Origin of the sequence: Kerstersia sp., from assembly GCF_052103615.1 — a bacterium.
GTDB lineage: Bacteria > Pseudomonadota > Gammaproteobacteria > Burkholderiales > Burkholderiaceae_B > Kerstersia.
Genome location: NZ_JBQEKA010000023.1, coordinates 14,155 through 40,841 on the forward strand (window position 1 = coordinate 14,155; position 26,687 = coordinate 40,841).

At 58.7% G+C, this 26,687-nt stretch carries 22 protein-coding genes, 1 other RNA gene and 1 pseudogene; 15 read left to right on the top strand and 9 right to left on the bottom strand.

Annotation, left to right across the window (positions count from 1 at the left end):
- Positions 1–3: 3 nt before the first annotated feature.
- From ACTJGZ_RS07420 to ACTJGZ_RS07430, 3 genes are all read right to left on the bottom strand, one after another.
- Positions 4–825: a hypothetical protein gene (locus tag ACTJGZ_RS07420; RefSeq protein WP_441662302.1), complete on the bottom strand. Its 822-nt coding sequence runs from the start codon at positions 823–825 to the stop codon at positions 4–6.
- Between the two features lie 228 nt (positions 826–1,053).
- On the bottom strand, positions 1,054–4,470 hold the full coding sequence (locus tag ACTJGZ_RS07425; RefSeq protein ID WP_441662303.1) for a TonB-dependent receptor domain-containing protein: 3,417 nt from the start codon (positions 4,468–4,470) through the stop codon (positions 1,054–1,056).
- A 516-nt stretch (positions 4,471–4,986) separates the two neighbouring features.
- Complete coding sequence (locus ACTJGZ_RS07430; protein ID WP_441662304.1) at positions 4,987–5,544, bottom strand: DsbA family protein; 558 nt, start codon at positions 5,542–5,544, stop codon at positions 4,987–4,989.
- 269 nt (positions 5,545–5,813) lie between these two features.
- Between ACTJGZ_RS07430 and ACTJGZ_RS07435 the strand changes: the two genes are divergently transcribed.
- The 13 genes and pseudogenes from ACTJGZ_RS07435 (at position 5,814) to ACTJGZ_RS07495 (ending at position 17,668) form a co-directional block, all read left to right on the top strand.
- The gene (locus tag ACTJGZ_RS07435) at positions 5,814–6,350 is read left to right on the top strand and encodes a TRAP transporter small permease (RefSeq protein WP_441662305.1); all 537 of its coding nucleotides are present in this window, start codon (positions 5,814–5,816) and stop codon (positions 6,348–6,350) included.
- A gap of 31 nt (positions 6,351–6,381) precedes the next feature.
- Complete coding sequence (locus tag ACTJGZ_RS07440) at positions 6,382–7,662, top strand: TRAP transporter large permease subunit (RefSeq protein WP_441662306.1); 1,281 nt, start codon at positions 6,382–6,384, stop codon at positions 7,660–7,662.
- Positions 7,663–7,687: 25 nt separating this feature from the next.
- Positions 7,688–8,377: a GntR family transcriptional regulator gene (locus ACTJGZ_RS07445; RefSeq protein WP_441662307.1), complete on the top strand. Its 690-nt coding sequence runs from the start codon at positions 7,688–7,690 to the stop codon at positions 8,375–8,377.
- Between the two features lie 147 nt (positions 8,378–8,524).
- Positions 8,525–9,430, top strand: coding sequence for a fumarylacetoacetate hydrolase family protein (locus ACTJGZ_RS07450; RefSeq protein WP_441662308.1), 906 nt, complete (start codon positions 8,525–8,527; stop codon positions 9,428–9,430).
- Between the two features lie 55 nt (positions 9,431–9,485).
- Positions 9,486–9,887, top strand: a complete 402-nt coding sequence (locus ACTJGZ_RS07455) for a cupin domain-containing protein (protein WP_441662309.1) — start codon at positions 9,486–9,488, stop codon at positions 9,885–9,887.
- Positions 9,888–9,986: 99 nt separating this feature from the next.
- A complete protein-coding gene (locus ACTJGZ_RS07460) occupies positions 9,987–11,036 on the top strand; it encodes a TRAP transporter substrate-binding protein (RefSeq protein WP_441662310.1) in 1,050 nt (349 codons plus the stop codon).
- A gap of 143 nt (positions 11,037–11,179) precedes the next feature.
- A complete protein-coding gene (locus tag ACTJGZ_RS07465; RefSeq protein ID WP_441662311.1) occupies positions 11,180–11,929 on the top strand; it encodes an SDR family NAD(P)-dependent oxidoreductase in 750 nt (249 codons plus the stop codon).
- Positions 11,930–12,084: 155 nt separating this feature from the next.
- Positions 12,085–12,831, top strand: coding sequence for an SDR family oxidoreductase (locus ACTJGZ_RS07470; RefSeq protein ID WP_441662321.1), 747 nt, complete (start codon positions 12,085–12,087; stop codon positions 12,829–12,831).
- Between the two features lie 10 nt (positions 12,832–12,841).
- Complete coding sequence (locus ACTJGZ_RS07475) at positions 12,842–13,621, top strand: SDR family NAD(P)-dependent oxidoreductase (protein ID WP_441662312.1); 780 nt, start codon at positions 12,842–12,844, stop codon at positions 13,619–13,621.
- 91 nt (positions 13,622–13,712) lie between these two features.
- Positions 13,713–14,012, top strand: coding sequence for a Dabb family protein (locus ACTJGZ_RS07480; RefSeq protein ID WP_441662313.1), 300 nt, complete (start codon positions 13,713–13,715; stop codon positions 14,010–14,012).
- A gap of 267 nt (positions 14,013–14,279) precedes the next feature.
- Positions 14,280–14,576: pseudogene (locus ACTJGZ_RS07485) on the top strand (type II toxin-antitoxin system HigB family toxin); the annotation flags it as partial.
- Positions 14,577–14,600: 24 nt separating this feature from the next.
- Positions 14,601–14,972 carry a helix-turn-helix domain-containing protein gene (locus tag ACTJGZ_RS07490; protein WP_441662322.1) on the top strand — a complete coding sequence of 124 codons (372 nt, stop codon included), beginning with the start codon at positions 14,601–14,603 and terminating at the stop codon, positions 14,970–14,972.
- Positions 14,973–15,952: 980 nt separating this feature from the next.
- Positions 15,953–17,668: an HsdM family class I SAM-dependent methyltransferase gene (locus ACTJGZ_RS07495; RefSeq protein ID WP_441662314.1), complete on the top strand. Its 1,716-nt coding sequence runs from the start codon at positions 15,953–15,955 to the stop codon at positions 17,666–17,668.
- Here the strand turns inward: ACTJGZ_RS07495 and ACTJGZ_RS07500 are convergent.
- The 6 genes from ACTJGZ_RS07500 to ompA all read right to left on the bottom strand — a co-directional run bounded on the left by ACTJGZ_RS07500 (position 17,631) and on the right by ompA (position 23,019).
- Positions 17,631–18,542 (bottom strand): AccI family restriction endonuclease, encoded by a 912-nt coding sequence (locus tag ACTJGZ_RS07500; RefSeq protein WP_441662315.1) that lies wholly within the window; start codon positions 18,540–18,542, stop codon positions 17,631–17,633. The two genes, ACTJGZ_RS07495 and ACTJGZ_RS07500, sit on opposite strands and share 38 nt — an antisense overlap.
- A gap of 777 nt (positions 18,543–19,319) precedes the next feature.
- Positions 19,320–19,683, bottom strand: a transfer-messenger RNA (tmRNA) gene (gene ssrA / locus ACTJGZ_RS07505).
- Positions 19,684–19,836: 153 nt separating this feature from the next.
- Positions 19,837–20,778 (bottom strand): DMT family transporter, encoded by a 942-nt coding sequence (locus ACTJGZ_RS07510; RefSeq protein WP_127775651.1) that lies wholly within the window; start codon positions 20,776–20,778, stop codon positions 19,837–19,839.
- Positions 20,779–20,839: 61 nt separating this feature from the next.
- Positions 20,840–21,520, bottom strand: a complete 681-nt coding sequence (locus ACTJGZ_RS07515) for an HAD family hydrolase (protein WP_441662316.1) — start codon at positions 21,518–21,520, stop codon at positions 20,840–20,842.
- On the bottom strand, positions 21,517–22,245 hold the full coding sequence (gene ubiG, locus ACTJGZ_RS07520; RefSeq protein WP_441662317.1) for a bifunctional 2-polyprenyl-6-hydroxyphenol methylase/3-demethylubiquinol 3-O-methyltransferase UbiG: 729 nt from the start codon (positions 22,243–22,245) through the stop codon (positions 21,517–21,519). The genes ACTJGZ_RS07515 and ubiG overlap by 4 nt, the downstream gene beginning before the upstream one ends.
- Positions 22,246–22,407: 162 nt before the next feature.
- A complete protein-coding gene (ompA, locus tag ACTJGZ_RS07525) occupies positions 22,408–23,019 on the bottom strand; it encodes an outer membrane protein OmpA (RefSeq protein WP_441662318.1) in 612 nt (203 codons plus the stop codon).
- 495 nt (positions 23,020–23,514) lie between these two features.
- Between ompA and gyrA the strand changes: the two genes are divergently transcribed.
- Together gyrA and ACTJGZ_RS07535 are read left to right on the top strand one after the other, a co-directional pair.
- Positions 23,515–26,232: a DNA gyrase subunit A gene (gene gyrA / locus ACTJGZ_RS07530; protein ID WP_441662319.1), complete on the top strand. Its 2,718-nt coding sequence runs from the start codon at positions 23,515–23,517 to the stop codon at positions 26,230–26,232.
- Positions 26,233–26,238: 6 nt separating this feature from the next.
- Positions 26,239–26,687: aminotransferase class V-fold PLP-dependent enzyme (locus ACTJGZ_RS07535; RefSeq protein ID WP_441662320.1), on the top strand; the 449-nt coding region annotated here is incomplete at its 3' end.

Consider the following 26,687-nt stretch of genomic DNA (forward strand, 5'->3'; position numbering starts at 1 on the left):
GCATTACTCGAACTTCGCGCTGCCGCTGGCGCCACCGAACGCGGTGTTCAGCGCGTCATTTCCAGCGAAGACAGCGTAGCCAGCCAGGATCTGGGCGGCATCGCCGTAGAAGTGGCCGGCAGTGGCGCCGACGTAATTGGTAGTGCCTTGCGTGCCATCGACATAGCCGCCAAATGCCGTGCCGAATTCGCCCGTGGATTTATGAATGCCAACATCAGTGAACTCGATCACTTTGTTATTGGAAGCGTTGCTGATGCTGCCGTTGAGGACGGCAGTCGTGAAGTTGGCGCTCAGCGAGCCAATCAGGAAGGAATCGGTCTGTGTGCCTGCTCCATTGACGTAGTTGCTGATGCCGCGCACGTCGTAGACGACCGTGCCGTTTTTGGCGGAAATATCGCCGCTGCCTTGCATGCCGGTGTAGAACTGGGCGCGGTCCCACGTGGTGGGCTGGTAGATGGCCGGGTCATAGACCCACGAGCCGAAGTAAACCTCGTTCTCGTAGTAGCCTTGCGCGCTCTTGGTGCCATCGACGATGCGGCCAATGGACCAATACGGCGAGCCGTTCGGCATTTTCTTGAGCTTGAAGTTGCCTTGGGCGGCCGTGCTGATCGACGAGCCAGTGTCGTAGAACATCTTGATGCCGACGCCCATCAGACCAGGAACTTTGTCTATTCCTGAATGGCCGGTACCCGTGTAGTCAACGGGACCGGTCAGCGTACCGTCGATGGAGTCTCCGCCTTGTACGTTGTAAGGATTGGATTGGGCAGAGGCACCAGCACCTGCGCAAACGAGAACGATAGCAGCGAAGATAACGGACTTTTTCATGCTGTTCACCTTAAAAGTGAGTGTGGGAAACTGGCGTTGGCCAGGTACAGCAGGCAGCGTGTGTCATGGTGCGGCTCCATTCGAAAATTCAGCGTGAACAAGGTGCAGGTCTGTCGTCGGCAGCGTTTCTTCCGTGTTTGGATGAAACGCTGCATGGGGTAGCGTGTGGCCTGGTGTCTTGGTCAAGGCGTCTTAAAAACTGGGTGCGTTTTTCATTGGCATGTCCCTTCAGAATTTCATCGTGGCGCTGAGCCTGACAGCGCGCCCAGGCGCGGGCATCATGGTGCGTGTCAGCGGGTCCAGGTAGTAGCGGTCGCTCAGGTTGGTGCCGACCAGTTCCATGGCGTAGTGATCGTTGAAGCGGTAGCGCACATAGGCGTCGAAGACGGCTACCGGGTGCCACTGGATAGGGCGGTTGCCTGCTGAGACTTCCGGCCAGCGCGCGCCTTCGATATTGGCAAACTCGGCTTCCTGGGTCTGGTTGCGGCTGCTGTGGTAGGTCAGGCGGCCGCCGATTTCCAGGTCATCATTGAACCAGCGTGTGCCCAGGTCGGTGGTGATGGAGTAGCGCGGCCCGACCATGCTGCGCAGGAAACCGGTAGGGAAACCGCCTTCTATGCATTCGGGAATACGGCCATAGAGCGGGTCCAGCGCCAGGGCTTCGCCTTTGTCGCAGACCTCCTGGCTGAGGTTGTAGTTGCCGCCAACATTGAAGAACCAGCGGCCGGTGTCCAGGCGCCCTTGCAGTTCCAGGCCCGAGGTTTTCATCTTGTCGAATTGCCAGAACAGGTTGTCGTCGATGCGGTCGATGATGTTCTTGACGGTGGTGTGGTAATAGGAAAAGCGGATGTCCGCATGCCGTGCCGATGGCAGGTAAGACGTCAGATTGTGGGCATAGCCGACTTCGATGTTGGTGGCGCGCTCAGGCTTGAAACTGTTGACGAAGGGCGCTCCAATGTCTGCTGCAGATTTGGAAAAACCGGAAGTGTCTTCAAAAATGCTGGGCATGCGCACGCTTTGCGCGTAACGGCTGTAGATGCGGCTGTTCTCGGTCAGACGGGCGCTGACGGAAAAGACCGGTGCCCAGGCATGGCGTTTTTTATTCTTCTCTATTAGCGCTTTCAGCTCTTCCGGGTTGGTCAAGCGTACCGATTTTCTTGCGTGACGGAATGCAGCGGTTTGTCGCTGCAACTGTTTAACAGTAATCGGTGCGGCGTCTGGATTCAGCGGGTCGGCGTAGTACTCTATGGTGCCGTTATCCGGGTCGTAAGTGCCATTGGTAAAAGGGTTTTCTTCTGCAAGGAATTTATATTCTTCCGTATTGCGCTTCCACTCGATAGGAACATGGGCTACCCAGATTTCCTGGCCGCTGACAGGATCTACGACTTTACTGGTTTGGTAGGCATTACCCTGGGTGGAAAATTGGTTTTCCCCGTCGGGGTATTGAGTTAGCAGTGCTTGCCTGAGTTTTGCGCTTGCCTCGGTTGCAATGGCAATATTGCCTTCAGCACGCGCTTTTTCCTCTAGGGCTTTCAGCGTGCTCATTTCCTGATTCAAAGGGACAAGCCAGGAGGAAAACAGGCCGGTGCTGTAGGTCTTGAATTCCCCAACGCCTGTCCAGCTCTGATTTGCCAGCATGTTGTCCACTTCAAAATCGGTAGAGGCATAGCTCACATACCGGGCGCCCGCATTGACGTCCAGCCAGGACAGCGGCTGCCAGCTGAAGTTGAAACCGAACTTGGATTCACGGCGTTTGCCGTCGCGCGGGCGGGCCTCGAATTCACCGCCATGGGTGTAGTAGTTGTAGTGGGGGTCGGGCTTGAGCCGTTCATGCTGGAAATCGGCGCTCAGCAGCAGGCTAAGGTTGTCGCGCAGGTTGATGTTGTTGTCCAGGCGGATACCGATGCGGTTCTCGGTAGAGCGCATCTTGGACTTATTGACGAGGCGGCCGTCGATATCCGGGTCGGGCGCAACGGGTGTGGCAGGGCAGCTCGGGCTGTTTTCGCCGTTATATTCCACGCAGCGCTGATAGACATTCCAGGCACCATCCTGTTCATAGGGCTCCACCGCATAGCCGCCAGAACTGTTCGTATCCGATTTGGTGCGTGTCGCCCAAACCTGGGCTTTCAGGTCTATCCAGCGGTTGTTGTCGGGGTTCCAGGCATAGTCCAGGCTGAAGGCCTGCTGGTCCACTTCCGCCAGCGGCCACTGCGGCAGGCCGCCGTCTTTTTCCAGTTCCGCCCAGTTCAGGCGCGAGGGCATGATTTCGCCGTTTTCGATGATGGTCTTGCGATAGCTGAGGCCCAGACGCTGTTCCTGTGGCATCAGCAGATTGGCTTTCAGCAGGAAAGAGGTGGTGTCCATCGAGGTGTTCATGACCTCGGTGCCCGGCAGCGCCACGCGCGCAATGAAGGGGGCGAAGGGGCTGCGCCAGGGGTTCAAGGAGTTACTGGTGTTGGGGGCGGCATCCATGTATTTGTCCGCGCCCTTGGTGCCCGAGTAATAGTTGCCGCGCCGGCGCACGGCCGTGGCGGCCAGGACTTCGTATTTTTCGCCCTGCCAGGCCAGCGCCAGCCGGGCGGCGGCATCTTCCATGTTGAAGCCGCTGCGGCCGCTGCGTTTGGCGTCGCTGGTCAGGTTGGTCCATTTCCAGCTGGAAGCGAAAGTTTCCCAGTTGCGGTGCGCGCCGGGGATATCCCGGTAGTCCGTGTTGTAGATGCTGTCATTGACGCGCGGCTTGGTGGCATTGTTGCCGGTTTCCAGCTTGAGCTCGGCGCCGAAGGATTGGTCATCCTTGATGATGTCGTCTGCGCGCAGCGTGGTGATGGCAATGCCGCCGCCTATGCCGCCATGCGGCATGTCACGGCTGAGCGTCGGGCCTTTTTCGATGGCGACGGAACTGATCAGCGCAGGGTCGATGTAGTTGCGGTTGTTGGCGCCGAAATAGCCGCGATAGACAGTGACGGCCTGTTCCGTGCCGTCCACGGCCACCGGCACGCGGCCCTGGCCCTGAATGTTGCGGATGTTCGGGTCCAGCGCCGCGCTATTGCGGGCCTCACCGCTGAAAACGCCAGGCGCGCCCTGGAAGATATCCGCCGGTGAGGTGGCGCGGTAGGTGTCCAGATAGGCGCGATCCAGATAGATATTGGTGATGTCTTTGTCATAGACATCCTGGTGGCCTTGTTCGTGGCGGTTGGCGCCGATGACGGTGACTTCTTCCAGGGTAGTGACGGCGTTGTGGCCTTGGGTGCTGGGTTTGATGATGGTGAGCGCGCCCGGCCCGCTGGCCATGGCTTGCAGGCCGCTGTCGGCCAGGGCGCGGCTGACGGCCTGTTGCGCGGTCATGGCGCCGCTGAGGGCGGGGGCTTGCAGGTCGGCCAGCATGTCTCCATTGGCGAAAATCTGGATGCCGCTGAGGCGTGATATTTCTGTCAGCGTGGCGGTCAGGGGCTGGGCAGGCAAGCTCAGTTCCAGCGTGCTGCTTATCGCCGTGCTGTCTTGCGCATGGGCGTGTTGCGGCAGGCCATAACTGCCCAATAGCGCGGCAATGGCAAGGGAAATCAGCGTATGGCGGAAAGCCGGGGCAGCAAAGGAAGCCCGAGCCGAAGAACGGCTTGCCGGCTGGCTGTATTTCCTGTGTGACATGTTTTTATTTTTTCCTGGCGTAAGCAGGGAGAGACGTCGAGGGGGTGACAACGTCAGTCCCGAAAATATCAAAAATAGAAGGCAGGGATAAAAATAGTAAAGAAAGTCATTCTCTTTTATTGCCCATCTATAGCAGGAGACGGGCAGCGATAAAAAATGGAGACACCTCAGAACGAATTGATTAATACTCGCCTTTGTTCTGAGGTGTGTCTGATTTTTCTAATGTATTGGGAGGGGAGAACAGGCCGGGAGAATCCAACGGCGCAAGGCCGTTTCCCGCTGGCTCTGCATCGGGGATGCCGGTCCTGGCATCGGGTTGATATGCATGCTCGGATGATTCTGGCCAGCGTGCCTCTGGCAATCTGAATAATCGCCGGGATCACGACCCGGCGAAGAAGATGCGGCGTGCCGGCGTTGCCGTGCGCAACCTGAAAGCGCGCTACGGTGCCAGCCGGGTTTTCCTGATCACCCAGAAAACCGAGAGCGGTGGGCCGGGCACAGGGGCGGAGGTTGCGCTCAGCCCAGCAGGGCCTGAACCCAGTCTTCCACCGGATCACCGCTGCCCAGCTTGGGCTGTATCAGCCCATCCATCATAAAGGTGGGGGAGACATGGATGCCATTCTGGCGGGCATATTTGGCATGCCATTTGATTTCGGCTTCCAGTTCCGGGAATTCGAAGGCCTCTGCCAGGGCCAGGCCGCTGTAGGTTTCGATACGGCGGATGATGTCGCGCGGCGTGGCATCCATGTTCGGTCCCTTGCAGTGGCCTTCGAATTCGAATTCCTCCCGATGTTCGCCGACAAGCTGCAGAACACGTTTGGCCTTGTCACGCCCGCCTTCGAGCAGGGAGGCGGCAAGAATGCAGCGGGTGATCACCCCTGAATACATATGCCAGGGCTGTGATTGCAGCCGCAGTTTCACGGTGACCCGGTCCGCGCCCGCCTGCGCCAGCAGGGCATCCATCTTGTTGAAAGCCCTCACCGAGAAAGGGCAGGTGGGTTCCAGGAACATTTCAAAAATCTTGTCACCGTTCCCCCAGAAGAGCGGGTCGGCTTTGCGTGCGGTTTGTGTCATGGATGGCTTTCCTTGCGGTTGAAACGTTGGCGGCCATCTTGCGACAGATCGGCCGGGCTGCCAAGCCGCCAGCGTGGTTTAGCCAGGCGGCAAGTATCTAGCCGGAAACCCTGAACAGGAAAACCCCGATTTCTTTTATGCATACGGAAAATAAAATGGCACACAGAAAACATATTTTGTATGCAAAATATAAAAACGGAGTACAGAAACATGGTTTGCACACGGGACAGGCAGCAGCAGTCTGCCGGACGGAGAACAGGGAGAGGCATATGAATCGGGTGCTGGATGTCTATTGCCGGGCGTTATCCGCCCTCTGTGCGCTGCTGATGGCAGCGATGGTGATCCTGGTGTTTGGCAACGTGGTCTTGCGCTATGCGTTCAGCACCGGCTGGCTGATTTCCGAGGAACTGTCGCGCTGGATGTTTGTGTGGATGGTGTTTATCGGCAGCATCGTGGCCTTGCGCGATAACGCCCACCTGGGCACCGATATGGTGGTGGTGCGCCTGCCGGCGGGCGCGCGCCGGGTCTGTATTGTCGTGGCGCAGCTCATCATGCTCTACATCAGCTGGCTGATGCTCTCGGGCAGCTGGAGCCAGGTGGAAATCAATGCCGGAACGGAAGCGCCGGTCAGTGGTTTGTCGCTGTCATTCCTGTATTTCTGCGGGGTGGTGTTTGCCGTCTCCACGCTGGTCATCCTGCTGTACGAGCTGTGGATGAATCTCAGCGGGCGGCGCGGCAACGGCGCCCTGATGGTGCAGGAATGCGCTGATATCGAACCCGCCAGATCTGCCGCCAGCCGCGATTGAGCGCGCTGCGTACCGAGTCCCGGAGAATCCTATGACTGTTTATATTTTTGTCGGTGCGCTGTTGGCGGGCATGGCCATCGGCATGCCTATTGCCTACGCGCTCTTGTTGTCCGGCGTTGCCCTGATGTGGCACCTGGACGTGTTTGATGCCCAGATTCTGGCGCAGAACGTCATCAATGGCGCCGATAGTTTTCCCTTGCTGGCAGTGCCGTTTTTCATGCTGGCCGGTGAAATCATGAATGTGGGCGGTTTGTCGCGCCGCATTGTGGCGCTGGCCATTGCGCTGGTGGGGCACATGCGCGGCGGCCTGGGGTTTGTGGCCATTCTTGCGGCATGTCTGATGGCGGCGCTGTCAGGGTCCGCAGTGGCCGATACCGCTGCGCTGGCGGCACTGCTGCTGCCTATGATGGTGAAGGCTGGCCATGACAAGGCCAAGGCTGGCGGCTTGATTGCCGCGGCGGGCATCATTGCGCCGGTCATCCCGCCGTCGATTGGTTTTGTCGTGTTTGGTGTGGCGGCCAATGTGTCTATCGGCAAGCTGTTTCTGGCGGGGATTGTGCCTGGCCTGCTGATGGGCGTGGCCATTGCGCTGGCCTGGTGGTTTGTCGCGTCGCGTGAGTCGGTGACTTTGCCGACGCCTGCCACCTTGCGCCAGAAACTGATCGCCTTCAAAGAGTCGCTCTGGGCGCTGGGTTTGCCGGTCATCGTGCTGTTCGGCCTGCGCTTTGGCATCTTCACACCCACTGAAGCAGCCGTGGTGGCGGCGGTCTATGCGCTGCTGGTGGCGACGCTCGTGTATCGGGAGCTGAATATCCGCCAGCTGTACGAGGTTTTCGTCTCGGCATCGCGTATCACGGCAGTGATCATGTTCCTGGTGGCGGCATCCATGGTCTCGGCCTGGCTCATCACGATTGCCGATATTCCGTCACAGGTGATCGGTCTCTTGCAACCGTTCATGGACAATCCGACCTTGCTGCTGGTAGTGATCATGCTGCTGGTGATGGTGGTCGGGACGGCAATGGATATGATGCCCACCGTATTGATCCTGACGCCCATCCTGATGCCTGTCATCAAGAGCGCTGGTATTGACCCTGTCTATTTCGGCGTGTTGTTCATCATGAACAATGCCATCGGCCTGATTACCCCGCCCGTGGGTTCTGTCCTGAATGTGGTGGCCGGCGTAGGAAAAATGCGCCTGGACGAGGTGGCCCGCGGGGTCCTGCCATTCATGCTTGCCCAGTTTGTCGTCATGTTCCTGCTGGTGCTGTTCCCGTCCATCGTGATGGTGCCGCTGAACTTCCTGACACGTTGAACCTTTTTTCCGATTGCTTCCTACCATGACAAGTAAACCGTCACCCAAGAACACCAGCCAGGATATTTTCGAGGCCGTCAGCACGCATCTCAATGAGTTGCGCGCCCAGATCACCGAGCCTGTGCGTGTGCGCGAAGAAGACCTGGCGAACAAGCTGGGCGTAAGCCGCACGCCAGTGCGTGAAGCGCTGATCCGGCTCGACAGTACCGGCCTGATCAGCCTGCGGCCGGGGCGCGGCGCCTTGCTGCAGCCAGTCAGCGACAAAGACTATATGGAATGGCTGCAATTGCGGGAGCAGCTGGAAGGCTTTGCCGCGCGCGAGGCGGCGCTGAATGCCTCCAAGCGCGATGTGATGGGCCTGCGTGCGCTGTTCGCGCCGTTTCTGGAGCCAGGCGCGGCGGAGGCTGAGCCAGAGCGCTATTCGCAAGCCAATGTGAGCTTCCATAAAGAAATTTTCAGGCTGGCCAATAACCATTTGCTGGAACGGGTATGGGCCTCATTCGGCCACCGCCAGACCAGTTACCGGCGCCGCACCATCGCCCGTTTGCACCGGGCGGAAGATTCCTTGCGCGAGCATCTGGAAATCATCCAGGCCATCGAGGATGGCGACGCGGAAAAGGCGGCGGCGCTGGCGCGTGCCCATGTGCGGGCATTGTTTATTGCAGTCGAACAGGAGGCCGAGCGCGAGCCGGAAGCGGAGCGCCGCGCGCTTTGAAATCAGGGCAGCCCCTGACCGGGGCGGCAGGCGGTGCTACCTGGCGGCGGGGAAGCTGTCAGGCAAGCCGTGGAAGGATGAGGCTGGTAGTGGATGGTCCGCGCCATGCAGGCGCTGGAAGAGCAAAATTTTTCAAGGGGTAGTGCGATGAAATTTCTTAACTTCCGGCAGGAAGGCAGCACGCATCTGGGAGCCATGCTGGGCGAGAGCCATGTCCTGGACCTGAGCGCAGTCTGGCCGGCAGAGCCGGTGCCGATGTCTGTCGAGGCCTTGATTCTGGCGGGGGATGTGGCGCTGGAGACAGCGCGGCAACTGTTGCAGCAATATCAGGGCAGGCAGGATGGCGCGGCGGTTCATTCTTATACGGCGCTGGAGATCCTGCCGCCGGCCGATCCGCAGGGGCGCAATATTTTCAATGTGGGCCGCAATTATCGCGAGCACATCATTGAAGGCAACCTGGCCAATGGACGGCCGGCTGATGCCTTTCCCGTTGCGATAGAGTTTTTCACCAAGCCGCGCACGGCGCTAGTCGCGCATGGCGGGCAGGTCTTGCGCCATGCCGGGCTGACCAACAGCCTGGACTATGAAGTGGAGCTGGCCATTGTGATCGGCCGCGGCGGGCGCGATATTCCCGTCGCTGACGCCCTGGACCATGTCTTTGGCTACACCATTCTGAACGACATTACGGCGCGTGACCTGCAACGCCTGCATGGGCAGTGGTTCAAGGGAAAAAGCCTGGATACCAGCTGTCCGCTGGGCCCGGTCGTGGTGCATGCGAGTGCGATTGCGGACCCGGATGCCTTGATGCTGGAACTGGAGGTAGATGGCGAATTGCGCCAGCGAGATAGCACGGCTTCCATGATTTTCAGTATTGCGACCATTGTGTCGTCGTTGTCCGAAGGCATGGCTTTGCTGCCTGGCGATGTGATTGCGACAGGCACTCCCAAGGGGGTCGGTTTTGCCATGCGGCCGCAGCGCTGCCTGCAAGCCGGGCAAACGATAAGTGCCCGGATCGAAGGCATAGGCGAACTCGTCAATACCGTCGTGGATTGAGGTTTCACCCCCCAACTTGCTGTTTCAAAAGAGAAGAACCCATAAGGAGACAAACATGGCTTTGAACACCCCCTATCTGCCTAACGCCGAGCGCTATGGCCCGATGGATTCGCGCAACATGGCTGTGGACGATCTGCCCTGGAAGTCCACGCCGACGCCGGGCATAGATATGAAAATTCTGATGCAGGACGAGGAAACCGGATTGTTGACGGCATTGTTCCGTTGGCAGCCGGGCAGCGTGCTGGGGCTGCATGAACACGTGGAGGTCGAGCAAAGCTATGTGCTGGAAGGCGAGTTCGAGGACGAGGACGGGGTTTACCGGGCAGGCAACTTCGTTTGGCGCCCCAAGGGCCACCGGCATGTGGCGCGTTCTCCCAAGGGGGCGCTGGTGCTCTGTTTCTTTCTGAAGCCCAATAAGTTCATTGGCGGGGAGCTGGCTGGCACGGAGTTGAAGTAAGACGGGCAGGCAGGCCGCCACGGCGGTGCTGACAGACTCAGGCCGCAGAGGTTGTTCCATTAAAAAAATACTGGTCTATCCACCAGGCAGGAGACAAACATGAAAATCCGCAATATTTCGAAGGCCGGTACAGGTCTCAGCCGTGGCGCCGCGCTTTGCGCTGCCGCCATGCTGGTTTGGGGCAGTACGGCAGCGCAAGCCGCTGATATCCGTGATCAGCGCGTCAAGTTCAGCTATCCGGTGGCGCAGGACAATCCTGTCGGGATTGCCGTGGAACACTATGCCAAGCTGGTGGAACAGAAGAGCGATGGCCGCATCAAGGTAACAGGCTATCCCAATGCCACGTTGGGCAACGAGATACAGGCCATGTCTTCCGCCCAGGGCGGGATTCTGGAAATGACGGTGGTATCGACTGCCGGTGCTGCCGGCAACGTCAAAGAACTGGCGATTTTCGATCTGCCCTTCATTTTCCAGAGCCCGCAGGAAGCCGATGCAGTGATCGACAGTGAAGTCGGCCAGCAATTGCTCGACAAGTTTTCCGACAAGGGACTGGTCGGCATGTGCTACCTGGACTATGGCTTTCGCCAGGTCACCAACAGCAAGCATCCAATTGCCAAGCTGGAGGATTTCCGCGACTTGAAGATACGCACGCTGCAAAACCGGGTGTATATCGACATTTTCAAGGCCTTGGGGGCGAATCCTTTGCCCTTGCCTTACCCGGAGACTTATACGGCACTTGAAACCCGGGCGATAGATGGCCAGGAAAGTTCGTTCCTGGTGACCAAGTCGAGTTCGTACCAGGATATCCAAAAGTATCTCAGCGAAACTCGCCACGTCTATCTGCCAGCGGTCGTCATGGCCAGCAAGAAATTCTGGGACAAGCTCAATGACGATGAGCGCGGCGTCTTGCAGTCGGCCTGCGTGGAAACCCAGGCGTTTCACCGTGATTTGAGCCGCAAGATGGAAGCGGATGTGGTCAAGGAACTGACGGACGCGGGCATGGTTTTCAATGCCATCAGCCCGGAAGAACATGCCCGCATGGTGGAAGTGACGGCACCCGTGATCCAGAAATACAAGCCCGAGCTGGGGGAGGCGCTGGTGGACCGCACGCTGGAAATTATTGACCAGGCACGCAGCAAGGCCAATTGAATCCAGGGCGGCGCATAGGCACAGGCGCGCCGCCCTCTTCAGCGAACGCAGCAGGGGCAGCAGGCAGGAGAGCAAGCGCGGGCCGTCATGGCAAAGGCTGGCGAGCGCTTGCGCCTGCCTGGATCAGGTAAGGAGCGACACGGATGGATGTGGAACGATTGCCGTATGACTTAAGCGGTCAGCGGGTGTTGGTAACGGGGGCTTGCGGCGGCATCGGCCAGGCGGCGGCGAGGTTGTGCGCCAGGCTGGGCGCGGAATTGATTTTGACCGATTGCGTCGTGCCGCCTGGCGGGTTGATGGAAACCCTGGCGGGGAGCAGCAGCCGGGATCACCATTTTGTCTTGTGCGATGTGCGGAACAGGGCGGAGGTTGAAGCCCTGTGCGCCGCCCAGGGGCCCATTCATGCGGCGATTCTCAATGCCGGCATCTACACCTTGAAGGATTGGGAAGACGCAGACTGGGATGAGGCGCTCGGCGAAACCATGGATATCAATCTGGCCGGACCGGTGAATTTTGCCCGGGCCCTGCTGCCGGGCATGAAGGCTGCCGGGTATGGGCGGCTGGCCATCGTCGGCTCGGTCGCGGCGCATACTGGCGGTTCGTTTGCCCATGCGCCTGTGCATTACGCCGCGTCCAAGGGGGCGCTGCACAGTCTGACGCGCTGGCTGGCACGCCGTGCCGCGCCGGAGGTCATGGTCAATCTGGTGGCGCCAGGCGCCATTGCCACGCGCATGGTTGCCATGGCGGATCCGGCCATGATGCAAAACGTGCCCGTGCCGCGGTTCGGGCGTCCGGAAGAAGTGGCCTGGCCGCTGGCTTTTCTGTGCTCGCCAGGGGCGAGTTTCATTTGCGGCGCGACGCTGGATGTCAACGGCGGCGCGTATTTGCGCTGAGGCGCCGGATAGACGGCAAGGGGGCAAGGATGGATCAGGGAACGGGCAAGGCAGCGGGAAAGGTGGCAGGGGTTGCTGCAGGGGTTGCGGCAGAAATTCCCGCAGACAGTGCGGCGGCAAATGTGGCGGGCGGAGATTGGCAGGGCTTGCGGGTCATGATCAGCGCTGGCGGGTCGGGCATAGGCCTGGCGATGGCGCAGGCGTTTGCGCAGCGCGGAGCGCGGGTGCATATCAGCGATATCTCACCGGCGGCGCTGGCCGCGGCGCGTTCCGCCTTGCCGGGGATAGGCGCGTGCGTGGCCGATGCCAGCGATCCGGGTGCCGTCGCCAGTTGGTTTGACGCCGCGCACGCACATCTGGGCGGTCTGGATGTGCTGGTGAATAACGCCGGTATCGCAGGCCCGACGGCGGCAATTACCGATATTGGCCCGGCGCAGTGGGATGAGGTGATGGCCGTGAACCTGCGCAGCCAGTATCTGTGTGTCAGGCAGGCGGTGCCAGCGCTGCGGCGCTCCGGGCGCGGCACCATCATCAACCTGAGCTCCGTCGCCGGGCGGCTGGGGTATCCGCTGCGCACGCCTTACGCCGCTTCCAAATGGGCGGTGGTGGGGCTGACGCAAAGCCTGGCGCTTGAACTGGGCGGCGATGACATTACGGTCAATGCCATCCTGCCGGGCATCGTGGATAGCGAACGCTCGCGGACGGTCACGGAGACCAAGGCTCGTGCCAGGGGGGTAAGCGTCGCCGAGCAGGAAGCCCTCATCCTGGGCAATGTGGCATTGCATCGCAAGGTGCCGCTGCCGGACGTGGCCGCAACGGCACTGTTCCTGGCCTCGCCTGCGGGCCGCAGTTTCACTGGCCAGAATTTCAATGTCTGCGCCGGCATACAAACTTTGATTTGAGCAAAACACAATGAACGCGAGCTATTTTGAGCAGACTTTTGGGTTGCAGGGCCGTGTGGCCTGCGTCACGGGCAGCGCCTCGGGCCTGGGGCTGGCCATTGCGCAGCATCTGGGGCGGGCAGGCGCGCGCGTGGTCATCAATGACCTGGACGCGGCGCGTTGTGATGAAGCCGTTCAGGCCTTGGCCGAAGAGGGCGTTCTGGCGCGGCGCAGTGTATTTAATGTCGCGCTGGCAGCTGAGGTAGAGGCCGCGGCCGCCGCCCTGGCAGCGGCCGGCTGGGCGCCAGATATTCTGGTCAGCAACGCGGGCAACCAGAACCGCAAAACGGTAGTGGAAATGACCCAGCAGGAATGGCAGTCCTTGTTCGATGTGCATGTGAATGGCGCGTTCAATTGCGCCCATGCCTTTTTGCCATTCATGCAGCAGCAAGGCTTCGGGCGCATCATCATGATGTCGTCGGTAGCGGGGCAGGCCTGCATGCCTGGGATTGCGGCCTACGCGTCGGCCAAGGGCGCCATTGCCGCTTTCACGCGCGCGCTGGCAGTGGAGTATGGCCCGGCAGGAGTGACGGCCAATGCGCTGGCGCCCGGTTTTGTGCGTACCCGCTTCACGCAGGGCCTGCAGGAACGGGATGGGTTTGATGATTTTCTGAAGCAGGCCGTGCCATTGGGCCGCTGGGCCGATCCGGACGATATTGCGCCGGCTGTGGTGTACCTGGCGTCGCCCGCAGGCAACTTCGTCAACGGGCAGGTGCTGGCGCTTGATGGCGGCATGCTGGCGCGAATGTAAGACATCAAAATTCAGAACCGCCAAACCATTGCGTCAGGTGTTTGAGGCGCTTGAGGTGTTTGAGGCGTTTGTGACGCCAGGGAGTTCACCCATGTATATGCATATTGTATTGATGGCATTCGAATCTGAAGCGGATGCCCGCTTTTTCGAAACCGTGGAGCATTACGCCCGCCGTATCCGGGCAGAATGCGATGGGGTGCTGGGCTATGGCCTGTATGCCAATGAAGCATCGCGCGCGCAGGGATTCGGCTATGCGATGGTGTCCACTTTCGAGTCCGCTGCTGCGCATGATGCGTATCAGATCAGCCCGGCGCATCAGGAAATGAAAACCTGGATGACGCCCCTTATCCAGAAAATGGTTGTTTTCGATAGCCCGATTGCGGCGCAATAAGCCCTGCGGCACCTGCCAGGCCGGGCAATCTGGCCAGGCAGGCGCGGGAAGCAGGCGAAAAAAAACCAACCGGTTTCCGGTTGGTTTTTCTGGGAAGTGGTGGAGCCGGCGGGAATTGAACCCGCGTCCGCTTTCTGAACCAGATACGAAAACGTATCCCTTGCGAGCGCTAATCTGTACGAAACGAGAATTTCGCATCATGAAAGCGTCGCACATTGCCCCGAATACCGGTTGTTATAGTCCCAAAATGGGACTAAACTTCGGCCGATGCGAGTGATTGCCGTATCTACCCTCCGGGCCTTCTGGGAGCGCCATCCCGACGCCGAGCAGCCGCTGAAGGCTTGGTACGAGGAGGCAACGAATGCATCCTGGACTCAGCCCACAGACATCAAGGCGCAGTACCGCAGCGCCAGCGTGTTGAAGAATCGTCGCATGGTCTTCAACATCAAAGGCAATGACTATCGGCTGCTTGTGGCGATTACTTATAAGTTGCAGATGGTCTACGTGAAGTTCGTCGGCACTCAAAAGGAGTGCGACGCCGTCGACGCGGAAAACGTTGAGATGGCCTGGCCGGCCACGGAGGAAAACATGGGCATCTGCCCTATCCACACCGAAGCAGACTACAAGGCCGCCCTCAAGGAGATTTCAGCCTTGAGGGATTCCGACCCTGGCCTGGGCACGTTGGAGGGTGATCGTTTGGACATCCTGGCTACGCTGGTGCAGGCCTATGAGGCCAAGCACGTCCCTATTACCACGCCTGATCCGGTGGAGGCCATCAAATTCCGGATGGATCAACGCGGTCTGTCCGTCAAAGATCTTGAGCCGATCATTGGCAAGAGCAACCGCGTCTACGAAGTCCTGAACCGCAAGCGTCCGCTGACGCTGGCCATGATCCGCAGACTGCACAATAGCCTGGGAATCCCTGCCGATGTGCTGATTGCGGATACGGCTGCAGGGTGATCAGCGAACACTGAGCTTGGCTTCTACGGTGGACAGCGTTGTTATGGGGGCATCTGTTCAGGAGAAAAGGGTGCACCACCTCGTGATGACCGAAAAGCATTTAGCCGATCGCTGGCAGGTCAGTTTCAAGACGCTGCGACGCTGGTGTTCCGACAACGAAGGTCTCATCTTGCACAAGTTGTTTCACCACGTCCGCAACCACGAGGCGGACATTTTCGAGTTAGAACGCCAGAACGCACAGCACTGGATGGCAATCCTCGGTGAGGGTGAACACGTTCCACGGGCTGTCACCTATCCGCCAAAGAACGCTGATGACGCTCAACCATCCAATCACCCTGAGCCTGATGTGCAGTACGTTAGTGCGAAGGAGACCATCGAGGCAAGTGGATCGCTGCGCTATGCTGGAGTTCGAAGGAAAAAGCGATCGCCTCATAGAGCCTACCTATCACATCGCCATCAGTCCAGAGACGTCATAGTCCAAGCGTCCGTGCTGCCCTGGAGGAGTTTGAGGTAGCAATGAGTGGGGGAATTGACATGACCATCTGGGGCATGATTTGACTTGTGGGCGAAACGAAGCGTTCATGTGATCCTTCCAACTCATTCGCAAGGAGAGCAATATGGAATCGTTCATTTCAACCAAAGGCAACTGGCCTCGTAGGGAGCTCAGCGAGGCCTCCCTGAAGCATTGGCACTCCGAAGGCATCCAAATTTATGAAAATCTGCGGTCGGGTGTTTTACTTAACTTGTGGTAGAAATCCCGCAGTCATGTCAAAGCATTCAATTCCCAAACGAACGCTCTCTATTTGCTAGCGCTCACGTAAAATAGTTAATAACCATATATTCTATATTTTAATCTTGTTTGGCTGTCTTTCTTCGTCGTCTGCTGCGTATCGTTCAGCAGCAAATAAGCAAGAATACTGGCTTCGGATGTGGGGGCGAGAAAGACAAACCGGGATAACTGGATTACCACGAGGAAACTGATGGCAAAAGCTGGGGCAAAGAAAGACAGGCTCATCAATATTGACGATATCGAAGATTTGAGCATCGAGTGGCCGATAGGCAGTACTGAGACCCCGGAGCAGATGTATGTTCGTGTAGTGCCACGAGATCGGCGCTCCTCTTTAGGGCAGTTTTTCACACCAGCACCTATCGCGAAGTTGATGACGAACTGGATAGAGAGTGTTAAACCCTTGACCGTGCTCGATCCATCCGTGGGCCCAGGAATCTTAACTCGGACAGTTCGTGAAGCGCTACCAGAGGCGAAAATTACCTGCATCGATATTGATCAGGCACCACTGCAGCTGGCGCGTGCATTAATGGTCAATGACAAGTTGGTGGACTTTATCAAGGGGGACTTTCTGACGGCAGAGCTTCCCCAATTCGATGCAATATTGGCAAATCCGCCATATTTGCGGCATCAGAACTTGAATTACAAGTTCGATATTCATGCGGCGATTGGAAATAGGAATGGTATCAAACTTTCTCGCCGTTCTAATCTGTATGTGCTCTTCATATTAGAGATCTGCCGCAGTTTACGAGATGGCGGGCGAGCTGCCATTATCGTCCCGGCGGAATGGATGAATGCAAATTTCGGGGCAGCGGTTAAGCAATTTTTTTATCAGAATGGATGCTTGCGTCAACTTATTTATTTCTCGCACAATACGCTCGCGTTCGACGATGCTTTAACCACTGCAGCGATATTACTGATCGAAAAGAGCCCTGTGAGCGCCGAGAGTCTCGATGTTATTTACGTCGAAGAGGGAGTGGCCATCCCTGATATCGAATCTCTCATCGCCGGGGATGCTCCCGATTTGTCCGGAGTAACGAAAGAAAGCATACCGTGGGATGTGCTTCGAACTAGTCCAAAGTGGGATCGACTTTTTGAGATGGGTTTGCATGAAAAAATGGGCCATCTCATAACGGTTGAGACTATAGCAAAAAGTCGCCGTGGTATAGCCACCGGCGCGAACGAATTTTTCCACCTGCGACCTTCTCAGGCTACGGTTTACGGAATTCAAAGTCGCAATCAGAAAATCTGCATTGGTCGCGCTCAGGATATTAGAGGCCTGATATTTTCGAATGAAGATCTAATTCAACTGGAAAACGAAGACGCTCGGACGCGGTTGGTTTCTTTTGGCCCTGACCTATCACCTGAGGAAGATGCTTATATCGCTGAGGGGATTTCAAATAATCTACACGAGCGCTATTTATTGGCTGCGCGCAAACCATGGTATTCAATGGAAAACCGCGAGCCGGCCCCCATTTGGGCTGCAGTTTTCGGCCGCGCGAGCCTTCGTTTTGTGCTCAACGCCGCTGGCGTTTGCAACTTGACTACTTTTCACTGCTTATACCCTAACGGTCTGAGCGGTAAGCAGGTGACAGCATTGGTAGCACTTTTGAATACCGCCCCTGTTCAAGAGCGCGCAATGAGACACCGCCGCGTATATGGCGGCGGTCTCGCAAAATTCGAACCGAAGGATCTCCTTCAGCTAGAAATTCCCGATATCAGGTGCCTCCCCGAGGGAACCGTGGATAAAATCGTTTCGCTGTTCATCTCATGGGATAGGGAGCTTCGAAAGGATCCTGACTTCTGTCCGACGGAGCTTAATGTGTTGGCAGCAAACTTGATTGAAAATCCCTCGGGGCCCCTTCGAGGAACTACGATGGATCGACTTGTGCAAGAAGAACTTTTCTGAGAGTCTCTACATCTATCTGTACTCGTCCACCCACTGGTTTTACGAATGCATCGACTCTCCCGAGTCGGGTGTACTTTGTTTCAACCTGAAATACGGGCGGCTCAAGGAAATCGCCCACTTTTGATCCACTTGTAATCGGTATCATAATCGTGGATTTTAATTGGCTTTTTTCGGGTGTTTCGATCTTAAAGCCAACGCCTGATCCGATAATGCGAAAAATATCGAGGACATTTATTGCCCACATAGAATCGAAAAATACTTGGCAGTAAGACTGTGATACGCGGTATTTCTCTATCCAGCGATAAACGATTACCAGATCTTCGACCTTAACGGTGAAGCTGGGGGTGAGTCGATCCGACTTCTTTCCGTTTGCCCAATCTTCTTGCCGAACGGCCATATATTGGAGCGCCTTGAACTTGCTCGATCGAACTTCGATTGCCGCGATCGAGCGAGCCACATATAGGTCTGACTGCGTACGCGTCAGGGCGGAGATATCGGGAGGTGTGCTTCTATTTGCTGGGAGAACGAGCAGGTCCGGACGCTTTCCATGCTTACGCACCTCTTCCAAGCCAGCTAAGTATAGATCGGCGAAACCATCTTCCCCCGCAGCCATCGAGTCAGTGTTGCCGTACTGGGTGACTGCCCACGTGCCATAGCTCGATTGGACCGCGCTCGTTACCATACCCTCGGCCCAATCGCCCATCGCGCGATTCGCGAGGAACTCTGACCGCGCATCTGTCGGCGGCCTCGGTTTTTTTTCGGGTTGAGGCCCTTCACCGCCAAAATGAAGATATTTCTCTTGAATACCTTTATTTCTTAGGACGGAGATTACCTCGTCCTTCGCTTGCGAAAGATGGTTGAAATAGTCGTTCATTTTTTCATATATTTTAGCCTTGCATAAGGATAACATCTGGCAACATGATTCGACCATGCACACTGCGTGGGCTGATGATTGGCGCCATCAGTCGTGATTAGCTCTCGCTACACTGACCGAGCGGGGAGTCCGTCAGTGAGCCTCGTGCTCGACGTTTTTTCTCCCTATCCGACCAGGTTAGCGCCAAGTCACTGTTTCGATGTTCTGCTCATTTCCGTGCTTCACGCTTGTAGTGCTCTCAGTTGTTCGGCGTTTTCGTGGCAGGTCTGGTAGTTGGCGGCAACGGCTCCGGTGACGGAAGTGAGCGCAATGCCTGCAGCAGTCGCATCAGCATGTCGGGCGGGTTCAGGCAGCTCACTGGCCGCGGCAGTATCAAAGCCACGGTTGATAGGGCAAGCAGCGTCGGCTTGAGCGGGCACATAGACTGGAGCCATCCTTAATGATGGTGTTGTCGCTTCTCGCGGACGACACGAACACGGGCGACGTACTGTGTAACAACCTTGTCGGTGGTTTTCGCCTACCGCTCGGCACTCGGTCGCCACCGCTACAGGAGTTGCCAACCACAACCAACCGCCACTAAGCCTGCGCCAGTAAAGGACGTGGCCTCGAGAACGCTTGCGTTGCCACCAGAGAAAACGGAGGCTAGAGAGGTGTCAGCGGGGGCGAAAACGCCGACTTTGCAGGGGCGACGCTCGCGAGGTCAAATTTGGTAGCCGCACCAACGCGGGAAGCAGGCGAAAAAAAACCAACCGGTTTCCGGTTGGTTTTTCTGGGAAGTGGTGGAGCCGGCGGGAATTGAACCCGCGTCCGCAAGCCCTCCGCAGGCAGTTCTACATGTGTAGTCGATAAATTTTAAGTTTTAACCTTGGCTCATGCCCATCGACAGGCCCTTCCTCGGCGATTCACTGGATTTAAGATCTGGCTTCGTGACCCAGACAGACCCGATTCTTTGTAGATGACGCTGCTCCAGGTTTTACCCTGGCTGACCCAAAGACAAATCAGTGCAGCGGCTCACCGCTTAAGCGGCCAGAGCGAAACGCTCGTCGTTGGCGTTTGTAGTTTTCCAGTGGATTTACGAGCGAACTGGTGCTCGACATGCCCTGCTCTGTTTCATGACCCACGTCGAATCCGGATCGGCCCCAGAGGAACCCATTCTACGCCGAGCTGCCGGGTTATGCCAGCATTATGTTTCCATCAGGTGTCTGCTGCACGCAAATCCTCTTTACGGAGGAACTAGCAGGAGGCGCGCTGGGGGCCGGGCTGGCGGTGGCGCGCGATAGGCGCTGCCGCCGGGTCAGTTTAAGGGCAGCTCCGTGCCTGGCGGTGTGGCCGGGCGGCGGCGCAGGCGCCATTGGCGCGGCTTGAGTTCGCTGACGATGATGCCCAAGACGACCAGGATGCCCCCCAATAGGGCCATGGCGGGAAGGCGTTCCCCGGCGATGCGGCCGATCAGCCCTGCCCAGACCGGTTCACCGGCATAAATGATGGCGGCGCGTGCCGGATCGACAAAACGCTGCGCCCAGTTCATGACGAGCTGGATCAGCGCGCTGGCCAGCCCCAGCCCGCCTGCGCAAATGGCAAGCGTCCAGGAAAAGGGAGGGATCGCGGTTTCACCAGCCAGGGGCATCAGCGCGAAGGCGGTGATGGAGGCGGCGGCAAGCTGCACCACCACCACGCGGCGCACATCGACGCTTCTGGCGAAATGGCTGATCAGGACAATTTCGACTGCGACCGCAGCGGCGCAGAATATCGTCAGCCATTGCCCTTGATTCAGGGTAATGGCGCCGGTGCCGTTGCCGGTCAGCAACAGCAGGCCGGTAAAGGCCAGCAAGATACCCAGCCAGGTTAGCAGGCGCGGGGCTTTACGGAATATCAGCCATTGCAGCAGCAGGACCAGCGGCATGTAAAGCGCCGTCAGGAAGGCCGATTCGCTGCTGGTAATGGTTTGCAGCCCCAATGTTTGCGCGCCATACCCGAGGGTAATGGAAATGCCGATGATGACCCCGGCCTGGATATCGCGCCAGGTCATGCCGCGCAGCGCGCGCAATGAAATCAGGCCGACGGCCAGCGTGGCGGCGGCGAAACGGCAGCCGACAAAGAACATCGGTGTGCTGGCGCTGAGGGCATGCTGAACAGCGAGAAATGTCCCGCCCCAGATCATGGTGATGAAAACCAGGGCCAATTGCGGCGCCAGCGAGGCGGCAGGGCCAGGCCGGGAAGCGGCGGAGCGGGTCATGATGAAGAGGGCAGAGACTCTGGCCACCCCTAGCTATGCTGGCATAACTAGGGGGCTGTGTTTAGCGGCGCGGCAGCAGTTCCAGTACGGCATCCCAAAGTTCGCCGGGATGCTCGACATACAGGTCGGCGCCCCAGTTGCGCGCCTGGGCAGGATCGCAATAACCGAAGCCGACGGCAATCGTGCGCGTGCCGGCTTCGCGGCCGGCAATAATGTCACGCTCGTCGTCGCCGACATAAATGGTGTCCTGCGCCTGATAGCCCGCCAGGCGGATGGCGTGGGAAACAGGTTCCGGGTGAGGCTTGGCATAGGCGCAGGTATCGCCGCAGACGGTGGCGGCGCTGCGGCGCATCAGATCCAGATGCTCGATGATGGGCAAGGCCAGGCGCTCAACCTTATTGGTCACGATGCCCCAGCCCAAGCCGTGTTGTTCCAGATTCGCCAGCAGTTCCGGGATGTCCGGGAACAGATCGGTGCGTTCGGTCATGCAGGCCGCATAGTCCGCCAGAAAGCGCTGGCGGGCGGCTTCGAATTCGGTGTCGCTGCGGTCCAGGCCGAGCGCCACGCGCAGCAGGCCGGGCGCGCCTTGGGATGCGACTGGGCGCAGAGCCTCATAGGGCAGATCGGCCAGGCCGCGGTAACGGCGCTGCTGATTGGCTGCTTCGGCCAGATCAGGGGCCGAGTCGGCCAGCGTGCCGTCAAAGTCGAACAGAACCAGGCCTTGATAGGTCACGCTACTCATTTTGTGGTTGCCATCATGTAATTGACCGAGGCGTCGCCGGACAGGCGGTAGTGCTGGGTCAACGGGTTGTATTCCATGCCGCGCATGCTTTGCGCCGTCAGCCCGGCGCGGCGCACATAGGCGGCCAGTTCGCTGGGCTTGATGAATTTGTCGTGTTGATGCGTGCCGCGCGGCAGCAGTTTGAGCACATATTCCGCGCCGACGATCGCAAACAGGAAAGACTTGGCGTTGCGGTTCAGCGTGGAGAAGGTCGCCAGGCCGCCGGGTTTGAGCAGGGTGGCGCAGGCTTGCACGATGGAAGAGGGGTCGGGCACGTGTTCCAGCATTTCCATGCAGGTCACGACATCGTAGCTGCCGGGTTCACGTTCGGCCAGCGCTTCGACAGCGACGGATTCATAGTCAACCTTGATGCCGCTTTCCAGGCTGTGCAGGCGCGCGACCTGCAAAGAGGCGTCCGCCAGATCTATACCTTTGACTTCCGCTCCCTGGGCCGCCATGCTTTCAGCCAGAATGCCGCCGCCGCAGCCGACGTCAAGAATGCGCAGGCCGTTCAGGGAACCTCCTGCCTGTTCGCGTATCCAACCTAGACGTAGGGGGTTGATGACATGCAAGGGCTTGAATTCACTTTCGGGATCCCACCAGCGGGAGGCGAGGGCGCTGAACTTGTCCAGTTCGGCCTGGCTGACGTTGTGATGCTCGGTGGCAGGCTTGGATGTGGTGGTCATGGCACGAAAAATGTCAGTGAAGAGGGCCCTGGCCCTGCATCGTTAACAGGTCTGCCCGCGCCGTCGCCGGAGTCCGTGGCGGCGCATGGGCAAAAAAAAGGGTTCCGAGACCGGAACCCTTTCATTGTAAGCCGTCAGCCAGAAAACTGGCTGTCTGGCTTATTAACGGCTGTAACGCGTACCGACGATCTCGATTTCCACGCGGCGGTTCTTGGCGCGGCCTTCGGCAGTGCGGTTGTTGGCGATCGGGTCAGCCTTGCCCTTGCCTTCCGTGTAGATACGGTTGGCGTCGATGCCTTGCTCAACCAGGTAGTTCTTCACGGTCTGGGCGCGACGCTCGGACAGCTTCAGGTTGTAGGCGTCCGTGCCGATCCAGTCGGTGTAACCAACAGCGATGATGGTTTCCAGGTCGATGGCCTTGGCTTGAGCAGCGACTTGATCCAGCAACTGACGGCCTTCCGGCTTCAGGTTGGACTTGTCGAAGTCAAAGAAGGTATCGGCATTGAAGACGACCTTGGTCGCAACAACGGCGGGGGCGGGCTTGGGAGCCGGGGCCGGAGCCGGAGCAGCTTCAGCAACGGGTACACCGTCGCAGCCAGGAACGCCAGTAGCGGGCGTCCAGAAAGCATCGCGCCAGCACAGTTCGCCGTTGATGTTACGCCAGACTTCGCCGGAGCTGTTGCGCCAGTTGTCCACGTTCTGAGCGGAAGCGGCGCCAGCGGCCGTGACGGCGGCGAACGCAAGCGCCAGAGCGAATTTGGAGGGCTTGTTCATATTTCTCCTCGTTAAGCTTGAAGCTGAATAAGTGACTTGCAGCGAATCCCCCGCCACAATCAGGAAGCGGGGCCAGTATAGCAATGCAAGGCTTGTTTGGCGCATTCATTGCTGGGGGCTTCCTGCGTGCCTGAAGTCAATCTTACGGTGATTTCGTCGTTTTCGTCTTGCGGCGTGGGGTGATTGACCTTTCCTTTGTGGATTTCAGGCCGTTGGGCCAATTTTCTTGTTGGTTTTTGGCAACAATGCCTAGGGGCGGTGTGCGGACACGCATTTCTTCGGGATCGTTGCCTGTGTCTGGCGGGAAACCATGGTTTTGGGCCGCCAATGCTAGAATGGCCCGTTTAGTCCGCCATGTTTTCGTGCGCAGGCACGAGGTCGGTCCGCCATTGCGGTTGCGATGGCGACTGATCGCGTGGCGCCCGGCCCGTCAGGGGGCGTGCGTTGCGCCACATGCCGGTGGGCAGTAACTGATTTTGGATAGCCGCCACAACTATGGATTCCTTCGCCAAGGAAACACTTCCCGTTTCGCTGGAAGACGAAATGCGCCGCAGCTACCTCGATTACGCCATGAGCGTGATCGTCGGGCGGGCACTGCCTGATGTGCGGGATGGGCTCAAGCCCGTGCACCGGCGTGTGCTGTTTGCGATGCATGAGCTGAACAATGACTGGAATCGCGCTTATAAGAAGTCAGCGCGTATTGTCGGGGATGTCATCGGTAAATATCACCCGCACGGTGACCAGGCGGTGTACGACACCATCGTCCGCATGGCGCAGGATTTCTCGCTGCGTTACATGCTGGTCGATGGCCAGGGCAACTTCGGTTCTATTGACGGCGACGGCGCGGCTGCAATGCGCTACACCGAAATCCGTCTGGCGAAGATCGCGCATGAGCTGTTGGCCGACATCGACCAGGAAACGGTGGATTTCGGGCCCAACTACGATGGCAGCGAGCAAGAGCCGCTGCTGTTGCCCTCGCGCCTGCCCAATCTGCTGGTCAACGGCAGTTCCGGTATTGCTGTCGGTATGGCGACGAACATCCCGCCGCACAATCTGTCGGAAGTGGTGGAAGGCTGCCTGTATTGCCTGGCGAACCCGGAGTGTTCGATTGACGAACTGATGGAACGCATCCCGGCGCCGGATTTCCCCACCGGGGGCATTATCTACGGCATGTCCGGCGTGCGCGAAGGCTATCGCACCGGCCGCGGCCGCGTCATCATGCGCGCCAAGACCCACTTCGAGGACATGGAGCGCGGCAACCGCCAGGCCATCGTCGTTGATGAACTGCCTTACCAGGTCAATAAGAAGACGCTGCAGGAACGTATTGCCGAGCTGGTCAACGACAAGAAGATCGAAGGCATTTCCGATATCCGTGACGAGTCCGACAAAGACGGCATGCGTCTGGTGATCGAGCTCAAGCGCGGGGAAGTGCCTGAGGTTGTTCTGAACAACCTCTATAAGAATACGCAGTTGCAAGATACGTTCGGCATGAACTTTGTGGCGCTGGTCGATGGCCAGCCGCGGCTGCTGAACCTGAAGCAGCTGGTGCAGTATTTCCTGCTGCACCGCCGTGAAGTCGTGACGCGCCGCACGGTTTTCCAGCTGCGCAAGGCACGCGAACGCGGCCATGTGTTGGAAGGCCTGGCAGTGGCGCTGGCCAATATCGACGATTTCATTACCATCATTAAGGCAGCGCCGACGCCGCCGGTGGCGCGTCAGGCCTTGATGGAACGCACCTGGGATTCCTCGGTCGTGCGCGAGATGCTGGCGCGCGCCGATGGCGAAACGCCGGGCGGGCGCGATGCGTACCGGCCGGAAGGGCTGGATGCGCAGTTCGGCATGCAGACCGATGGCATGTATCGCCTGAGCGAAGTGCAGGCGCAGGAAATCCTCAATATGCGCCTGCAACGCCTGACCGGGCTGGAGCAGGACAAGATCGTCGGCGAGTATCGCGACGTTATGCTGCTGGTGGCGGATTTGCTGGATATTCTTTCGCGCCCGGAACGCGTCAACCAGATCATTGGTGATGAATTGCAGGCCATCAAGGCCGAATTCGGCGCCAAGGACGAGCGCCGTTCCACCATTGAGCACAATGCGACGGAGCTGGATACCGAAGACCTGATTACGCCCATGGATATGGTCGTGACGCTCTCCGCCACCGGTTATATCAAGAGCCAGCCGCTGTCCGAATACCGTTCGCAGCGCCGTGGCGGGCGGGGCAAGCAGGCCTCGGCGACCAAGGAAGATGACTGGATCGACCAGTTGTTCATCGCCAATACCCACGACTTCCTGCTGTGCTTCTCCGACCGTGGCCGGGTGTACTGGCTGAAGGTGTGGGAAGTGCCGCAGGGCTCGCGCAACTCGCGCGGCCGTCCTATCGTCAACATGTTCCCGCTGACAGAAGGCGAGCGTATTACCGTGGTGCTGCCGGTCAAGGCCTTCAGTGAAGATCACTATGTCTTCATGGCGACGTCGCGCGGCACGGTCAAGAAGACCCCGCTGTCCGATTTCTCCAACCCGCGCAAGGCGGGCATCATCGCGGTCGATCTGGATGAAGGCGATTACCTGATCGGCGCTGACCTGACCGATGGCAAGCATGACGTGATGCTGTTCTCCGATGCCGGCAAGGCCGTGCGTTTCGACGAGAACGATGTGCGCCCGATGGGCCGCAATGCCCGCGGGGTGCGCGGCATGATGCTGGAAGAAGGGCAGGGCGTGATTGCGCTGCTGGTGGCGGAAGTCCTGCCTGAGGAAGGCAGCGAAGCCGCCGTGGCGCTGGATGGCCGCCCGCAGCCCAGTGTCCTGACGGCAACCGAGAACGGCTATGGCAAGCGGACGGCGATTGCCGAGTACACCCGCCATGGCCGCGGCACCAAGGGCATGATCGCGATCCAGACCACGGCCCGCAATGGCAAGGTGGTGGGCGCGGTGCTGGTGCAGCCTGAAGATGAAATCATGTTGATCACCACGGGCGGTGTGCTGGTGCGCACCCGTGTGGCGGAAATCCGCGAAATGGGCCGTGCGACCCAAGGGGTGACGCTCATCAGCGTGGATGATGGCAGTGTGTTGTCCGGTGTGCGCCGGGTCGCGGAAAGCGATGCCGATGAGTCGGAAGAGTTGGAATCGTTGGAAAACGGCGTGACTGACGGCCAGAATCCGGCCGGGCAGGCGCCTTCAGCAGACCCGCAGGCGGGCGAAGAAGCAAAGGAGTAAGGCGAAATGGCCAGACCATGGAATTTCTCGGCAGGACCTTCGGTGTTGCCTGAAGCGGTGCTCAAGCGCGCCGCCGAGGAAATGCTTGATTGGCATGGCAGTGGCATGTCCGTCATGGAAATGAGCCACCGCGGCAAGCAGTTCATCCAGATCTGCGACGAAGCGGAAGCCGACCTGCGCACGCTGCTGTCGATTCCCGATGAATACGGCGTGGTATTCATGCAAGGCGGCGCAACGGCGGAAAACGCCATTGTGCCGATGAACCTGATCAATCTGCGCGGCACCATGTCGGCAGATTATGTGCTGACCGGCCAGTGGTCGCGCAAATCCTTCAAGGAAGCGCAGCGCTACGGCGATGTGCAGATTGCAGCGGCCAGTGACAGCGCGACCGTGCTCGATGGTGTCGAGCAGGCTGCCTGGACCTGGGTGCCCCGGGCGCAGGATTGGCATGTGCG

What these genes read in the sequence shown, in the direction of transcription:
- ACTJGZ_RS07420 (WP_441662302.1), bottom strand. Translation starts at nt 825, where the DNA reads ATGAAAAAGTCCGTTATCTTCGCTGCTATCGTTCTCGTTTGCGCAGGT.
- ACTJGZ_RS07425 (WP_441662303.1), bottom strand. Translation starts at nt 4,470, where the DNA reads ATGTCACACAGGAAATACAGCCAGCCGGCAAGCCGTTCTTCGGCTCGG.
- ACTJGZ_RS07430 (WP_441662304.1), bottom strand. Translation starts at nt 5,544, where the DNA reads ATGACACAAACCGCACGCAAAGCCGACCCGCTCTTCTGGGGGAACGGT.
- ACTJGZ_RS07435 (WP_441662305.1), top strand. Translation starts at nt 5,814, where the DNA reads ATGAATCGGGTGCTGGATGTCTATTGCCGGGCGTTATCCGCCCTCTGT.
- ACTJGZ_RS07440 (WP_441662306.1), top strand. Translation starts at nt 6,382, where the DNA reads ATGACTGTTTATATTTTTGTCGGTGCGCTGTTGGCGGGCATGGCCATC.
- ACTJGZ_RS07445 (WP_441662307.1), top strand. Translation starts at nt 7,688, where the DNA reads ATGACAAGTAAACCGTCACCCAAGAACACCAGCCAGGATATTTTCGAG.
- ACTJGZ_RS07450 (WP_441662308.1), top strand. Translation starts at nt 8,525, where the DNA reads ATGAAATTTCTTAACTTCCGGCAGGAAGGCAGCACGCATCTGGGAGCC.
- ACTJGZ_RS07455 (WP_441662309.1), top strand. Translation starts at nt 9,486, where the DNA reads ATGGCTTTGAACACCCCCTATCTGCCTAACGCCGAGCGCTATGGCCCG.
- ACTJGZ_RS07460 (WP_441662310.1), top strand. Translation starts at nt 9,987, where the DNA reads ATGAAAATCCGCAATATTTCGAAGGCCGGTACAGGTCTCAGCCGTGGC.
- ACTJGZ_RS07465 (WP_441662311.1), top strand. Translation starts at nt 11,180, where the DNA reads ATGGATGTGGAACGATTGCCGTATGACTTAAGCGGTCAGCGGGTGTTG.
- ACTJGZ_RS07470 (WP_441662321.1), top strand. Translation starts at nt 12,085, where the DNA reads ATGATCAGCGCTGGCGGGTCGGGCATAGGCCTGGCGATGGCGCAGGCG.
- ACTJGZ_RS07475 (WP_441662312.1), top strand. Translation starts at nt 12,842, where the DNA reads ATGAACGCGAGCTATTTTGAGCAGACTTTTGGGTTGCAGGGCCGTGTG.
- ACTJGZ_RS07480 (WP_441662313.1), top strand. Translation starts at nt 13,713, where the DNA reads ATGTATATGCATATTGTATTGATGGCATTCGAATCTGAAGCGGATGCC.
- ACTJGZ_RS07490 (WP_441662322.1), top strand. Translation starts at nt 14,601, where the DNA reads ATGGGCATCTGCCCTATCCACACCGAAGCAGACTACAAGGCCGCCCTC.
- ACTJGZ_RS07495 (WP_441662314.1), top strand. Translation starts at nt 15,953, where the DNA reads ATGGCAAAAGCTGGGGCAAAGAAAGACAGGCTCATCAATATTGACGAT.
- ACTJGZ_RS07500 (WP_441662315.1), bottom strand. Translation starts at nt 18,542, where the DNA reads ATGAACGACTATTTCAACCATCTTTCGCAAGCGAAGGACGAGGTAATC.
- ACTJGZ_RS07510 (WP_127775651.1), bottom strand. Translation starts at nt 20,778, where the DNA reads ATGACCCGCTCCGCCGCTTCCCGGCCTGGCCCTGCCGCCTCGCTGGCG.
- ACTJGZ_RS07515 (WP_441662316.1), bottom strand. Translation starts at nt 21,520, where the DNA reads ATGAGTAGCGTGACCTATCAAGGCCTGGTTCTGTTCGACTTTGACGGC.
- ubiG (WP_441662317.1), bottom strand. Translation starts at nt 22,245, where the DNA reads ATGACCACCACATCCAAGCCTGCCACCGAGCATCACAACGTCAGCCAG.
- ompA (WP_441662318.1), bottom strand. Translation starts at nt 23,019, where the DNA reads ATGAACAAGCCCTCCAAATTCGCTCTGGCGCTTGCGTTCGCCGCCGTC.
- gyrA (WP_441662319.1), top strand. Translation starts at nt 23,515, where the DNA reads ATGGATTCCTTCGCCAAGGAAACACTTCCCGTTTCGCTGGAAGACGAA.